This is a genomic window from Pseudomonas cerasi (genome assembly GCF_027983475.1).
GTDB lineage: Bacteria > Pseudomonadota > Gammaproteobacteria > Pseudomonadales > Pseudomonadaceae > Aquipseudomonas > Aquipseudomonas cerasi.
In genome coordinates, this window is the sequence record NZ_JAQJVM010000002.1 from 738,999 (window position 1) to 753,383 (window position 14,385).

The 14,385-nt window shown below is 61.1% G+C and carries 13 protein-coding genes; 8 read left to right on the plus strand and 5 right to left on the minus strand.

Annotated elements, in window-relative coordinates:
• The first annotated feature begins 181 nt into the window (after positions 1–181).
• The 6 genes from livH (at position 182) to PI739_RS12425 (ending at position 6,481) form a co-directional block, all read left to right on the plus strand.
• The gene (gene livH / locus PI739_RS12400) at positions 182–1,105 is read left to right on the plus strand and encodes a high-affinity branched-chain amino acid ABC transporter permease LivH (RefSeq protein ID WP_003314436.1); all 924 of its coding nucleotides are present in this window, start codon (positions 182–184) and stop codon (positions 1,103–1,105) included.
• Positions 1,102–2,367, plus strand: a complete 1,266-nt coding sequence (locus PI739_RS12405) for a high-affinity branched-chain amino acid ABC transporter permease LivM (protein WP_003363501.1) — start codon at positions 1,102–1,104, stop codon at positions 2,365–2,367. The genes livH and PI739_RS12405 overlap by 4 nt, the downstream gene beginning before the upstream one ends.
• The gene (gene livG, locus PI739_RS12410) at positions 2,364–3,131 is read left to right on the plus strand and encodes a high-affinity branched-chain amino acid ABC transporter ATP-binding protein LivG (protein WP_003314434.1); all 768 of its coding nucleotides are present in this window, start codon (positions 2,364–2,366) and stop codon (positions 3,129–3,131) included. Before PI739_RS12405 ends, livG begins: the two co-directional genes overlap by 4 nt.
• Entirely contained in the window at positions 3,132–3,833 is a 702-nt protein-coding gene (locus PI739_RS12415; RefSeq protein WP_054082131.1) for an ABC transporter ATP-binding protein, read from the plus strand.
• 256 nt (positions 3,834–4,089) lie between these two features.
• On the plus strand, positions 4,090–4,770 hold the full coding sequence (locus PI739_RS12420; RefSeq protein ID WP_003363504.1) for a COG3650 family protein: 681 nt from the start codon (positions 4,090–4,092) through the stop codon (positions 4,768–4,770).
• Positions 4,771–4,867: 97 nt separating this feature from the next.
• Positions 4,868–6,481, plus strand: coding sequence for an NAD(P)/FAD-dependent oxidoreductase (locus tag PI739_RS12425; RefSeq protein WP_003431164.1), 1,614 nt, complete (start codon positions 4,868–4,870; stop codon positions 6,479–6,481).
• Positions 6,482–6,609: 128 nt separating this feature from the next.
• On the opposite strand, the gene PI739_RS12430 is transcribed toward PI739_RS12425, so the two are convergent.
• From PI739_RS12430 to dinG, 5 genes are all read right to left on the minus strand, one after another.
• The gene (locus PI739_RS12430) at positions 6,610–7,074 is read right to left on the minus strand and encodes an outer membrane lipoprotein (protein ID WP_003363510.1); all 465 of its coding nucleotides are present in this window, start codon (positions 7,072–7,074) and stop codon (positions 6,610–6,612) included.
• Positions 7,075–7,221: 147 nt separating this feature from the next.
• Entirely contained in the window at positions 7,222–7,869 is a 648-nt protein-coding gene (pdxH, locus tag PI739_RS12435; RefSeq protein ID WP_003363512.1) for a pyridoxamine 5'-phosphate oxidase, read from the minus strand.
• Positions 7,870–7,942: 73 nt separating this feature from the next.
• Positions 7,943–9,103, minus strand: a complete 1,161-nt coding sequence (locus PI739_RS12440) for an OmpA family protein (protein ID WP_054082130.1) — start codon at positions 9,101–9,103, stop codon at positions 7,943–7,945.
• Between the two features lie 153 nt (positions 9,104–9,256).
• Positions 9,257–10,405, minus strand: a complete 1,149-nt coding sequence (locus PI739_RS12445; RefSeq protein ID WP_054082129.1) for a serine hydrolase domain-containing protein — start codon at positions 10,403–10,405, stop codon at positions 9,257–9,259.
• Between the two features lie 109 nt (positions 10,406–10,514).
• Entirely contained in the window at positions 10,515–12,659 is a 2,145-nt protein-coding gene (gene dinG, locus PI739_RS12450; RefSeq protein ID WP_003431171.1) for an ATP-dependent DNA helicase DinG, read from the minus strand.
• A gap of 107 nt (positions 12,660–12,766) precedes the next feature.
• On the opposite strand from dinG, the gene PI739_RS12455 reads away from it, so the two are divergent.
• Positions 12,767–13,231: a CopD family protein gene (locus PI739_RS12455; protein ID WP_003363517.1), complete on the plus strand. Its 465-nt coding sequence runs from the start codon at positions 12,767–12,769 to the stop codon at positions 13,229–13,231.
• A gap of 180 nt (positions 13,232–13,411) precedes the next feature.
• A complete protein-coding gene (locus PI739_RS12460) occupies positions 13,412–14,371 on the plus strand; it encodes a nucleoside-specific channel-forming protein Tsx (protein ID WP_054082128.1) in 960 nt (319 codons plus the stop codon).
• Positions 14,372–14,385: the final 14 nt, after the last annotated feature.

Here is a 14,385-nt window from a genome sequence, read left to right on the forward strand (position 1 = left end):
TGTTTTACGAATCCAGGCCCGTACGCACGTTTCGGCGACCCGAACGGCGTGCACGAGGCCCCCTGAAAATCTTAAAACCGTCAACAGCGGTTCCCTGGCAGCGCAACAGGCTACGCATCCACAGAATGCCACCCCGGCGCAGGTCAGAGAAATGCAGATCAGGTTTTTAGGAGCGCGGTAAATGCCCGAGTTATTCCACTACATGCAGCAGCTGGTCAATGGCCTGACCATTGGCAGTACGTATGCATTGATCGCCATCGGTTACACGATGGTGTACGGCATCATCGGAATGATCAACTTCGCCCATGGCGAGGTGTACATGATCGGTTCCTATGTAGCTTTCATGGCACTCGCCGGCCTGGCGATGCTGGGGATTCACAGCCTGCCGTTGCTGATGATTGCCGGTTTTGCCGCTGCGATCATCGTGACCAGTGCCTATGGATACAGCATCGAGCGTGTGGCCTACCGTCCGTTGCGCAACAGCAACCGTCTGATTCCACTGATTTCTGCCATCGGCATGTCGATCTTTCTGCAGAACTCGGTCCAGCTTTCCCAGGGTTCGGGCAACTTCGCCATCCCCAACCTGCTACCCGGCAGCCTCTCGTTCGGGCCCGGTGGCGCAGAGGAAGTGCTGATTTCCTACATGCAGATCGTGGTGTTCGTCGTCACCCTGGTGGCCATGACCGGCCTGACCCTGTTCATTTCCCGCTCGCGAATGGGCCGCGCCTGCCGCGCCTGCGCCGAGGACATGAAGATGGCCAATCTGCTGGGCATCAACACCAACAACATCATCGCCCTGACCTTCGTGGTCGGTGCGGCACTGGCCGCTGTCGCCGCCATGCTGCTGAGCATGCAATACGGCGTGATCAACCCCAACGCCGGCTTCCTCGTCGGCCTGAAAGCCTTCACGGCTGCGGTACTGGGCGGTATCGGTTCGATCCCGGGTGCCGTGCTCGGTGGCCTGGTGCTGGGCGTCGCCGAAGCCTTCGGCGCCGACATTTTTGGTGATCAGTACAAGGACGTGGTGGCTTTCGGCCTGCTGGTCCTGGTGCTGCTGTTCCGACCGACCGGCATTCTGGGTCGTCCGGAGGTTGAGAAAGTATGAGCAAGTCCTTCAAACAGGCGCTGTTCAGCGCCGCACTGGTCTGGGCCGTGGCCTATCCGGTGTTCGGTCTGAAACTGGCCTTTTCCGGCGTCACCCTGCAAGTGCAGAACGCCAGCCCGCTGACCCTGACCATCATTGCCGTGTGTTCGGTCCTGCTGTTTCTGCGCGTGTTGTTTGCCGAGCAGATCAGCGGCCTGCGTCGCGGCTCCGACAAGCCGCTGATCCCGCAAAAGACCAGCGACTTCCTGACCCAGCCGAAAACCCAGCGCTGGGGCCTTGCGGCGCTCATCGTGCTTGCGTTCATCTGGCCATTTTTCGGGTCGCGCGGTGCGGTGGACATTGCCACGCTGATCCTGATCTACGTGATGCTCGGCCTCGGTCTGAACATCGTAGTCGGCCTGGCAGGTCTGCTTGACCTGGGCTATGTCGGTTTCTATGCGGTCGGCGCCTACAGCTATGCCCTGCTGTCGCACTACTATGGACTCGGTTTCTGGATCTGCCTGCCGATCGCGGGGTTGATGGCGGCGCTGTTCGGATTCCTGCTGGGCTTTCCGGTGTTGCGTCTGCGCGGCGACTATCTGGCTATCGTGACGCTGGGCTTCGGCGAGATTATCCGTATCTTCCTGCGTAACCTGACCGATATCACCGGCGGCCCGAACGGCATCAGCAACATCGAAAAGCCGACCCTCTTCGGTCTGACCTTCGAGCGCAAGGCCGCTGAGGGCATGCAGACCTTCCATGAGTTCTTCGGCCTGCCGTACAACTCGATCAACAAGGTCATCTTCCTCTACCTGATCGCCCTGCTGCTGGCACTGGCGGCGTTGTTCGTCATCAATCGCCTGCTGCGCATGCCGATCGGCCGGGCCTGGGAAGCCTTGCGCGAAGACGAAATCGCCTGCCGTGCACTGGGTCTGAACCCGACCGTGATCAAGCTCTCGGCGTTCACCCTTGGCGCTGCGTTCGCAGGTTTCGCAGGCAGCTTCTTTGCCGCACGTCAGGGCCTGATCACCCCGGAATCGTTCACCTTCATCGAGTCGGCAATCATCCTGGCCATCGTCGTGCTGGGTGGCATGGGCTCGCAATTGGGTGTGATCCTGGCAGCCATCGTGATGATCCTGTTGCCCGAGCTGATGCGTGAGTTCAGTGACTACCGCATGCTGATGTTCGGCGCGCTGATGGTGCTGATGATGATCTGGCGCCCACAAGGCTTCCTGCCGATGCAGCGCCCCGAAATGAAATTGAAAGCGGAGCAGTCGAAATGAGCCGCCCATTACTGCAAGCCACTGGCTTGAGCATGCGTTTTGGCGGCCTGCTGGCGGTCAATGGCGTTGCCCTGACCGTCAATCAGGGGCAGGTCGTATCGATGATCGGCCCCAATGGCGCCGGCAAGACGACAGTTTTCAATTGCCTGACCGGTTTCTACCGGCCAAGCGCGGGCACGATTCTGCTGGACGGTGAGCCGATCCAGGGCCTGGCTGGCCATCAGATCGCGCGCAAGGGCGTGGTGCGAACGTTCCAGAACGTGCGCCTGTTCAAGGAAATGACTGCCGTGGAAAACCTGCTGGTTGCCCAGCACCGGCATTTGAACACCAACTTCCTGTCCGGCCTGTTCAAGACGCCCGCGTTCCGCCGCAGCGAACGTGAAGCCATGGACTACGCCGAGCACTGGCTTGAGGCGGTCAACCTCCGGGAGTTCGCCAACCGCCCTGCCGGGACGCTGGCCTACGGTCAGCAACGCCGCCTGGAAATCGCCCGCTGCATGATGACGCGCCCGCGCATTCTGATGCTCGACGAACCGGCGGCGGGTCTGAACCCCAGAGAAACCGATGATCTGAAAGCGCTGATCGGCGTGTTGCGCAGCGAGCACAACGCTACGGTCCTGTTGATCGAGCACGACATGAAACTGGTAATGAGCATTTCCGACCACATCGTGGTGATCAATCAGGGCACGCCTCTGGCCGATGGCACTCCGGAACAGATTCGTGACAATCCCGATGTGATCAAAGCCTACCTGGGGGAAGCGTAAATGCTGCAGTTCGAAAACGTTTCCACCTTCTACGGCAAGATCCAGGCGCTGCACAGCGTCAACGTGGAAGTGCGTCAGGGTGAAATTGTCACCCTGATCGGTGCCAACGGTGCCGGCAAGTCCACCCTGTTGATGACCCTGTGCGGCTCACCACGCGCCCACAGCGGCAGTATTCGCTATATGGGCGAGGAACTGGTCGGGCTGGAGTCGTCGATCATCATGCGCAAGAGCATTGCCGTGGTGCCGGAAGGCCGTCGGGTGTTTGCGCGTCTGACCGTTGAAGAGAACCTGGCGATGGGCGGCTTCTTCACGGAAAAGGCTGATTATCAGGAGCAGATGAACAAGGTCCTGCAGCTCTTTCCACGCCTCAAGGAACGCTTCAATCAGCGCGGCGGCACCATGTCCGGTGGCGAGCAGCAGATGCTGGCCATTGGCCGTGCGCTGATGAGCAAGCCCAAGCTGTTGTTGCTGGACGAGCCTTCGCTGGGTCTGGCGCCGATCATCATCCAGCAGATTTTCGAGATCGTCGAACAGCTGCGCCGCGATGGCGTGACGGTGTTTCTGGTCGAACAGAACGCCAACCAGGCCCTGAAAGTCGCCGACCGCGCCTACGTACTGGAAAACGGCCGCGTGGTCATGCAAGGCACAGGCGAAGAACTGCTGGTCGATCCGAAAGTGCGGGACGCGTATCTGGGCGGGTAAGCGCACGCCATGCCCCTATAGGCCGAAACGGTTTTGCAGGAGCGAATCGGGTGACGCTTCGCTTGTTCGCGAAGGCGTTCGTTTAAACGATGTATTTTCGTCGAACAAAACGGCCCTTTCGCGAACACGTTCGCTCCTACTGTCAGCGTCAAACCTGAACGATAGTCAAAGCCACTGCTCGCGCGATAAGCATCCCGACCCTTGTGATGCACCTCCAGTCTGAGTAACGTGGCGGCACTTGTCTGGAGACCACATCATGTTCGCTGCCCGTTCCGTCCTCGTATTTGCTCTTCTACCGCTGTTTGCCGGGTGTCAGTTGCTCGGTAAACAGGCCGAGGAACCGAAGGTTTCCACGGCGGGCATGCTCCGTATGCAGGGCGACCTGACCGGAGAAAACGGCCAGCTGCTGTTCAAGCCGTGTAACGAGCAGCGTCGCTACGTGGTCAAGGATCGCGGCAACACCGGTATTCTGCAGGAAGCGGCCTCGCTGGCGGACAGCAAGGGCACGGTGTTTGCCGATCTGCGCGGCAGTTTTGCTGCGAGCAAGGCGGCCAACAGTGACGGACAGCTGGACCTGCATCAGTTGTACCGCGTCGAACGTCCCGGCCAGGCCTGTGAAGACCTCAATTTCAAACGCCTGACATTGCACGTCAATGGCAACAAACCCGCCTGGAACGTCAATGTCAGCGGCAAGGGCATGGTTCTGGAGCGCGAGGGCGTTGCCCCACTGGCGTTGCCCTACGTGGAAGAGAAGCTGCCGGACGGCAGTTTCAGCATCAGCAGTGAAGCCAACAACCAGCGCATCGAGATCTGGGTCGCGCCACAGCGCTGCGTCGACAGCGTCGACGGCTCGGTGCAACACCTCACCGCAGAGCTGCGCATCAACGGCCAGGCCCAGCGTGGCTGCGGTTATTACGGCGGTTCGCGCGACGACTGATCGCCCAGGCTCGCCGCCAAAGGGGTTCAGCGCTTATAATCGCCGGTTCTTGTAGTGCTGTCGGGCTGAACCTGCGGCCCGAAAACTGGACCCCTTAATGTTACGAATCACCGAACTCAAGCTGCCGATAGATCATCCGGAAGAAGACCTGCGCGTTGCGCTCTTGAAGCACCTGGGTATCGACAGCGGCGAACTGCTGGACTTTACCCTCTTCAAACGCAGTTACGACGCGCGCAAAAAGTCTTCCGAGCTGTGCTTCATCTACACCATCGACTTCCAGGTCAAGGATGAAGAGGCACTGTTGCGCAAGCTGGCCAATGACCGCCACGTCGGCCCGGCACCTGATGTCAGCTACAAAGTCGTCGGTCACGCTCCCGAGGGCCTGACAGAGCGTCCGATCGTCGTGGGTTTCGGACCCTGCGGCATTTTTGCCGGGCTGCTGCTGGCGCAGATGGGCTTCAAGCCGATCATCCTCGAGCGCGGCACCGAAGTTCGCCAGCGCACCAAGGACACCTGGGCACTGTGGCGCAAAAACGTGCTCAACCCCGAATCCAACGTGCAGTTTGGCGAGGGCGGTGCCGGGACCTTTTCCGACGGCAAGCTTTACAGCCAGATCAAGGACCCGAAATTCATTGGCCGCAAGGTGCTGCACGAGTTCGTGAAGGCCGGCGCGCCGGAAGAAATCCTCTATGTCAGCAAGCCGCATATCGGCACGTTCCGCCTGACGGGCGTGGTCGAGAACATGCGCCATCAGATCGAAGCACTGGGCGGCGAAGTGCGCTTTCAGCAGCGCGTGACCGACGTGATGATCGAGGATGGCCAATTGCTGGGCGTGCAGCTCGACAGCGGCGAGCAGATCGAGTCCCGGCACGTGATTCTGGCGCTGGGCCACAGTGCCCGTGACACCTTCCGCATGCTGCACGGCCGTGGCGTGTTCATGGAAGCCAAGCCGTTCTCGGTGGGCTTCCGCATCGAACACCCGCAATCGTTGATCGACCGCGCGCGACTGGGCAAATATGCCGGTCACCCGAAGCTCGGCGCAGCCGATTACAAACTGGTGCACCACGCCAGCAACGGCCGCTCGGTCTACAGCTTCTGCATGTGCCCTGGCGGCACGGTCGTGGCAGCCACATCAGAGCCCGGCCGAGTGGTCACCAACGGCATGAGCCAATACTCACGCAACGAGCGCAATGCCAACTCGGGCATCGTGGTCGGTATCTCGCCGGAACAGGACTACCCTGGCAGCCCGCTGGCCGGTATCGAGTTGCAGGAGCGTCTGGAATCCCACGCGTATCTGCTCGGCGGCAGCAGCTACGAGGCTCCGGCGCAACTGGTCGGCGACTTCATTGCAGGCAGGGCCTCGACCGCTCTGGGCAGTGTTGAACCGTCCTACAAGCCGGGCGTGAAGCTGGTGGACCTTGCCGAGGCCCTGCCCGCCTTTGCCATTGAAGCTATTCGCGAAGCGTTGCCTGCGTTCGACAAGCAGATCAAAGGCTTCTCGCTGCACGACGCCGTGCTGACCGGCATCGAAACCCGTACCTCGGCACCGCTGCGCATTACCCGCGGGCCGGCGCTGCAAAGCCTGAACACCAAAGGCCTTTACCCGGCCGGTGAAGGCGCTGGCTATGCGGGCGGGATTCTCTCGGCTGGCGTGGACGGCATTCGGGTGGCTGAAGCGCTGGTGCGCGACATGCTGGGGATCGAGGGCTGACCCCAGGAAACAGGGCGTTCGATACATCGTCTTCGTGAGCAATGGGCATGGTATTCACGCCCATTTACGCCTGGCAATAAAAAACCCCGAGCATTGCGGCTCGGGGTTTTGCTGTGCGGTGTTGCGGATCAGTGAGTAACGCGGCTGGTGCCGTTGACGCTCATGATGCGCACACGCTCGCCGACCCGGAAAATCTCGTTTTCCTGAACCTGCTGCACGTAGGCACGCATGCTGCCGTCATCCTCACGCACGGTGATTTCGACACCTTGCGTACGGGTCAGGCCTTCCTCGGTCGCCGAACCCAGCAGGCCGCCGGCCACTGCGCCGATCACCGCTGCCACGATACTGCCGCGACCGCCACCGATAGCGCTGCCGCCCACACCACCAACGACTGCACCTGCCGCGCCGCCGATCGGGGTCTTGGTGCCCTCGATCTTGACCGGACGCAGGGATTCGATCGTTCCCATGCGAACTGTCTGTACGGTCCTGGCCTCGTCACGGGAGTAGGAATCACCGGTCAGATTCGAGGTACAGCCGCCCATCATCAGTGCCATGGCAGTGAACGAAGCAACCAGAAGAGCAGACTTGCGCATAAAAGGAATCTCCAGAGGAATCAGTGGCCATTAGACTACCCGACAAAGGCGCTGTCACGGCCCCGAGCCCGCAAATTAAATTGATTCAGGCCTCATACAGCCACGGCCCGTATAACGCTCAGACGATTGGCCAGACGAATAATTCAATCAGGGTGCAAGGCGCTCGCGTGTCCATCTGTCGTCTATCAAACGATAGTTCAAACGGTCGTGAAGTCGACTGGAGCGACCCTGCCAGAACTCGATCCGCTCGGGCAAAAGACGATAGCCACCCCAGTGCTCGGGGCAGTGTGGCTGGGTGTCTGCGAAGCGTTGTTCCGTCTGTCTGATCAGACCTTCCAGTTCGTCGCGATCGGCGATCACACGACTTTGTGGCGAGGCCCATGCACCCAGACGGCTGCCCAGAGGGCGCACCTGGTAATAGGCGTCGGATTCTTGCGCAGAGACTTTCTCGACCCGACCCTCGATACGCACCTGGCGCTCCAGTGTCGGCCAGAAGAAGGTCATCGCGGCAAATGGACGTGCAGCGATCTGCTGGCCCTTGGCGCTTTCGTAGTTGGTGAAAAACGTAAAGCCCTGAGTGTCCAGGCCCTTGAGCAGCAGGACGCGGCAATGTGGACGTCCTTGCTCATCAACCGTCGCCAATGTCATGGCGTTAGCCTCGACCGGCGGTTGCTCGGTGTTCACCGCGTCGGCAAACCATGCATGAAAGAGTGCAAAGGGCTCGTCCGGCGATTGCGCTTCGGTCAACCCGTCGCGCGTGTAATCACGGCGCATATCGGCCAGGGTCTGGGTCATGGTCTGCTCCTGCGAGGTCAGGGATCGACCCCACGCGAAGCGTCAGTGACGATCCGCGTGGGTGCTGACAGGCTTAGTTACTGGCCTGGCTGTCATCCTTCTTGGCGGGCGTTGCGGTTTTGGCCGGGGCCTTGGCGGTGGTTTTGGTCGCTGCCGGCTTCTTGGCCGCTGCGGTGGTCTTGGCTGGCGCGGCCTTCTTGGCGGTGCTGGCTTTGGCCGGTGCAGCTTTCTTGGCGGTGTCTTTCTTCGCAGCGGCTTTCTTCGCAGGTGCGGCGGCAGGTGCCGGGGCGACTGGCTTGACGTCCTGGGTCGCGACCATGGTCGGTGCAACTGGCGGCAGTGCGTAGCGGCTCATCAGCGCGCGCATGGTGTCCTGCGGCGTCATGAGGATCTCGACCCGGCGGTTGAGCGCACGCCCCTGCAGACTGTCGTTGGCGGCGCGCGGCATCACCGCCCCCATGCCACGCTGGCTCAGGCGATTACGCTCCAGGCCACTGAGACGGAAAATCGCGGCAACCGACTGCGCACGCTCCTGGCTGATCTTCTGGTTGGCTTCGGTAGGACCCGAAGTGTCGGCATGACCGAGAATCAGCACGGCAGTTTTCTGATCGCCTTCTACCACCTTGGCCAGACGGGTGATCGGCCCCAGCGTGTTCGGCAGCAGCATGGCCGGACGGTCGGGGTTGAACGAGCTGTCGACGGGCGCGGTGATTGCCAGCAGGTCTTCGCGACGCTCCAGCTGGAAAGGGCTGTCCTTGATTGCAGCGCGCAGGCGCGGCTCGTATTCGTCCAGCCAGGCCTGGGTCACTTTCGGATCAGGCATCGGCAGCGCTTTCGGCTCGTCCTTGGCGGAGTCATTGCCAAACGGCCACCACCACTTGCTGTCGGTCTCCGACTTGGCAACCATCGCCGGTGCAGCAGGCTTGGCGGCCGGCTTGTCGGCCACGGCATCAGGTTTGGCCTGCGCGTTATCGTTCGAGCCGAACGGCCAGTACCACCGCGCGCTGTTTTCAGCACCTGCCTCAGGTGCCGGCGTTGCAGCAGCCTTGGCAACCGGAGCGGGCGCCGGGCTCGGTGCCGGAGCCTTGGCAGCGGTGCCTGCGTCAGCGGAGTCGCTGCCGGAACCGAACTGCCACCAATGGCCTCCGGTTGCAGCAGAGTCGGATTGTGGGGTTTGCGCACAGCCGGTCACGGCGATGCACAGGGCGAGAACGAGGCTTTTATTAGACGACATGGGTAACCCGCAACGGTTTTGATCAGACAGAAGGACGTAACTACGCCGGTATAACATGCATAAAGATGCAGTTGGAAAAAGAAACCGTCGTACGGTTCCTGTTACAGCCATTTAACTGACAGTCGGTATGAAACAAGCACTTATGGCCGATACTTACTGCAAACACTCACGCAGAACCCCGACCAGTTTCTGAGCGCGTGGGTCCATCAGAATGTACGGCCCCAAGGTGTTGGTAACGAAGCCAAAGGCAACCTCGCCATCAGGATCGGCGAAACCCACCGAGCCGCCCGCCCCCGGATGGCCAAAGGCCTTTGGCCCCAGGCCGTAAGTCGCGTTGGCAACGCCCGGCTGATCGAGCATGCAGCCCAGTCCCAGACGGGTCGAGGTCAGTAATGTCTTGTCCTGACCGAGGCTGTGTTCACGGGTCAGCTCATTGAGCATGTCTGCTTCAAGCAGGCTGCCATCGAGCAGACCGTTATAGAAACCGGCAAGACTGCGCGCATTGCCGTGACCGTTGGCTGCTGGCTGCTGCATGCGGCGCCACTCCGGCTTGTTGGTGCTGGTCATGATCGACGGCGGGTTGGTGAACGCCTTGGCTGTGATCGAAGCCGGTTCGCGCATCGTCGCCTGAAGCACGCGCTGGGCAGCGTCGTCACCGGCATTGCCTTTGCCACGCGCGATGTGGGCCACGCGATGAAACTGGTCATCCGCCAGGCCCACATGAAAATCCAGCCCCAGCGGGCGGGCGATACGCGCAGCAATGGATTCACCGGGACCTCGACCATCGGCGCGGCGCAGCATCTCGCCCACCAGCCAGCCATAGGTGATCGCTGCATAACCATGCCCCTGACCCGGTGTCCACCAGGGTTCTTCGGCTGCCAGGGCGGCGGTCATGGTGTCCCACTGGTAAAGCGCTTCGGCAGGCAACGGCTCACGCAACGCGGGCAGGCCGGCCTGATGGCAGAGCAATTGGCGCAGGGTGATGGAGGCCTTGCCCGCCGCGGCGAATTCGGGCCAGAGCCTGGCCACGGGCTCGTCCAGCTTCAACTTGCCCTCTTCGACCAGTTGCAGAACCGCCACGCTGGTGAAGGTCTTGGTGCAGGAGAACAGGTTGAGAATGGTGTCGGTGTGCCAAGCCTCGGCACCGTCCTTGTCGGCAGTGCCCGCCCACAGATCGATGACGGTCTGGCCGCCGACCTGAATGCACAAGGCAGCACCGCGCTCCTGCGGGTCTTCAAAGAGCGCCGCAAAGGCTTCACGTACTGCTTCGAATTGAAGTTCGTAATGACCCTGGATCTGCAACGGCTGACTCCTGACTGGCAACATGAGCCTGGCGACAGGCTAAATGGCGCGTATTGTTTCAGCGATCGAGCGCTTTGGGAACAGATGTGAAACGCTCTTCATCTTTGGCTCAGGTTATTTCCCGGCGGAACGGTGGCAGCGCATTGAGAATCGCCTTGCCATAGCGCTGGGTGACCACGCGTCGGTCCAGCAGCGTGATGGTGCCGCGGTCCTCTTCGGTACGCAGCAAGCGGCCACAGGCCTGCACCAGACGCAACGAGGCATCCGGCACGGCGATCTCCATGAACGGGTTGCCACCACGCGCTTCAATCCACTCGGCCAGCGCGGCCTCGACCGGGTCATCCGGCACCGCGAACGGGATCTTGGCGATGACCACGTGTTCGCAATAGGCGCCGGGCAAATCCACACCCTCGGCAAAGCTGGCCAGCCCGAACAGTACGCTGGACTCGCCGCTGTCGACGCGTGCCTTGTGCTTGTTGAGGGTTTCCTGCTTGGACAGATTGCCCTGAATGAACACCTGCTTGCGCCAGTCACGGTCCAGGCCGTCGAAGACATCCTGCATTTGCTTGCGCGACGAATACAGCACCAGCGTGCCTCGCGAACCTTCCACCAGACCCGGCAGGTCGCGAATGATCGCTGCGGTGTGGGCCACCGAGTCACGCGGGTCGGCCTTGAGGTCCGGCACGCGCAGCACACCGGCATCGGCGTGATGGAACGGGCTTGGTACCACGGCGGTCACCGCCCCCTTGGGCAGGCCGGCACGCATGCGATAGCGGTCGAATTTGCCCAGCGCGGTCAGGGTCGCCGAGGTAACCAGCGCCCCGTAGGCGATGTTCCACAAGTTGCGACGCAGCATTTCCGCCGCCAGGATCGGGCTGGCATTGACCTCGATATCGAACATTGCACCGCTGTCGGCCAGGGTCAGCCAGCGCGCCATTGGCGGGCTGTCTTCCGGGTCTTCGGTGGTGAAGGCTGTCCACAATTCCCAATTGCCATGCGCGCGGGCCAGCAGGCTGCCGAACAGCGGATACCATTCTTCGGCCTGATGGCTGGCGATGCCGATGTTGACCTCACCGTCCATGCCTTCCTTGAGCAGCTCGGTCAGGCGCGTGAACAGGTCGTCGAGGCGCGCAAAGCCCTTCTTGAGCTCGATGCCCATCTCGCGGATGTGCTCGGGAATCACGCCGCCGACAAAGCGGTGACGTGGACGCTCGCGGCCCTGCATGTCTTCACCAGCGCGGAAATCCGCCAGTTGCTCGCAGGCACCGAACATGAACTGCTGATGACCCTTGATCTCGCGGGCCAGCTCCGGCACCTGCTCGATCAGCTTGCCCAGATCGCCGGGCAGCGGATGCTGGACCAGCAGCTTGGCGAGGTTCTTGGCGGTCTGTTCCAGCCAGTCGGCGGTCGATTTCAAACGGGTGTAATGGGCAAAGTGGCCGATGGCCTTGTCCGGCAGGTGATGACCCTCGTCGAAGACATACAAGGTGTCACGCGGGTCCGGCAGCACTGCACCGCCGCCAAGTGCCAGGTCAGCCAGTACCATGTCGTGGTTGGTGACGATCACATCGACCTTGCCCATGCCTTCCCGCGCCTTGTAGAAGGCGCACTGCTGAAAGTTGGGGCAATGCCGGTTGGTGCACTGGCTGTGATCGGTGGTCAGACGCGCCCAGTCCTGATCGGCGAGTTCCTGCGGCCAGCTGTCGCGATCGCCGTCCCACTTGTTGCCCGCCAGCTTCTGCAACATGCTGGTGAAAAGCTTCTGACTGGCCTCATCGACCTCGATCTTGAAGCCTTCTTCCTCGAACAGCTGCGCGGTCGCGTTGGTCGCGTCACTTTCCTGCAGCAATGCGTCGAGCTTGGACAGGCACATGTAACGCCCGCGCCCCTTGGCCAGGGCGAAGGTAAAATTCAGACCGCTGTTGCGCATCAGGTCCGGCAGGTCCTTGTAGACGATCTGTTCCTGCAGGGCGACGGTCGCGGTGGCGATTACCAGCCGCTTGCCTGCCGCCTTGGCAGTGGGAATCGAGGCGATGGCATAGGCCACGGTCTTGCCGGTACCCGTCCCGGCCTCGACGGCCACTACCGCAGGATCGCCCGAACGACGGCCCTCTTCATCGGTGTCAATGTCCCCCAGCACCTTGGCGACTTCAGCGATCATCAATCGCTGGCCATAGCGCGGCTTGAGGCTCTTGGCTTCGAGGAAACGCGAGTAAGCGCCCTGGATCTGGGTTTTGAGTTCGGTACTGATCATTGGCTTCGGTTCGGGGGCACGGCTAAAAAGGCTGGATAAATTTTCAGTAGTTCTGAGTGGGCGCTATCATAGCGCGCTAAATCCATCCGCGCAGAACGGAGTGTCCGATGACCGCTTTTTCTACTGTCTATACATTGCATCTGCTGGCTGCCCTGGTGTGGGTTGGCGGGATGTTTTTCGCCTGGATGGTGTTGCGCCCAGCAGTCATTGCAGCACTTGAAGGCCCTTCTCGCCTGAAAGTGTGGGTCCAGGTGTTTCCGCGCTTCTTCGCCTGGGTCTGGGCTGCGGTGGTGCTGCTGCCGATCACCGGCATCGGCATGATTCAGCTCAACTTCACCGGCTTTGAAACCGCGCCGCGTTATGTGCAGATCATGATGGGCCTGTACGTGGTCATGGTTGCGCTGTTTTTGCGTATCCAGTCATTGCAACTGCCGGAGCTGCGTCGTGCCGTGGAAGCCGAACAGTGGGCCGAGGGCGCCGCGGCATTGGGCCATATCCGCCGCCTGGTCGGCATCAATCTGATTATCGGTTTGGCCGTGGTCATGCTCGCCGCTGCTCGTCCGGGCCTTTGAGGTAAAACGGAACATCGCGGGGCACTGGCGGTGACACCGCGCACAGCTTGCGGGCGTTTTCCTGCCCGATCGGTCATCTTCTGCGCCTGATATCCAAGGCATTCAACATCTTGAAACAGTTTGGCATGGGCTGTGCAAACGTTTGCGATCAGCAGTACGCGCCCACGAAAAGGAGCTTCAATGCCACAGCCGCCGTTCACTCGACCCGCAACGCCCTCAAGACTTCTCATGCCTCTGCTGTTCGCCGCCGCTGCGGCGCTGCCATGCACCAGCGCGCTGGCACAGCCCGCCGCTACCGAAGACTCGGCGCAGGGCGAAGCACTCAGCCCACCTGCCTCGCCCAAGGAAGGTAAAGGCGCGTATTTTTCAGACTGGTTCAACCAGGACCTGACGCTGATCGGCAGCAAGGACATCAGCTTCGGCCCCAAGCCTAACGATGACATCTACCTGGAGTACGAATACTTCGGCCGCAAAGGGCCGTTCGAGCTGTATGGCTATGTCGACGTACCGAAGATTCTCGGCATCGGCAATGATAATGACAAAGGCGTCTGGGACCATGGCTCGCCGCTGTTCATGGAGCACGAGCCACGCGTCTCGATCGACTACCTCGCCGGGCGCAGTCTGGCCATTGGTCCGTTCAAGGAATGGTACGTCGCCTTCGACTGGATCTATGACCACGGCAGCAATACGGCGAACCGGGCCAACACCCTGTACAGCGGCCTGGGCACTGACATCGATACCCACTCGCGGGTCAATCTGTCGGCCAACTTCTATGGCCGCTACCAGTGGGAGAACTACGGTGCCAGCAACGAATATTCGTGGGACGGCTATCGCGCCCAGCTCAAATACATCGTACCGATCAGCACGTTCGACAACGGCGCCTCGCTGACCTATATCGGCTTCACCAACTTCGATTTCGGCTCGGACCTCAAAAACGATCCGGCACGCACCGGCAACTCCACGGTCGCCACCAATGTGCTGCTTTACGCCTTCACGCATCTGCGCTTCACCCTGGTTGGCCGCTACTTCCACAACGGCGGCAACTGGCAGGACGGCAGCGAGCTGAACTTCGGCGATGGCAACTTCCGCGCGCGCTCCGACGGCTGGGGCTATTACGCAGGCGTGGGTTACCAGTTCTGAACCTGATTATGACG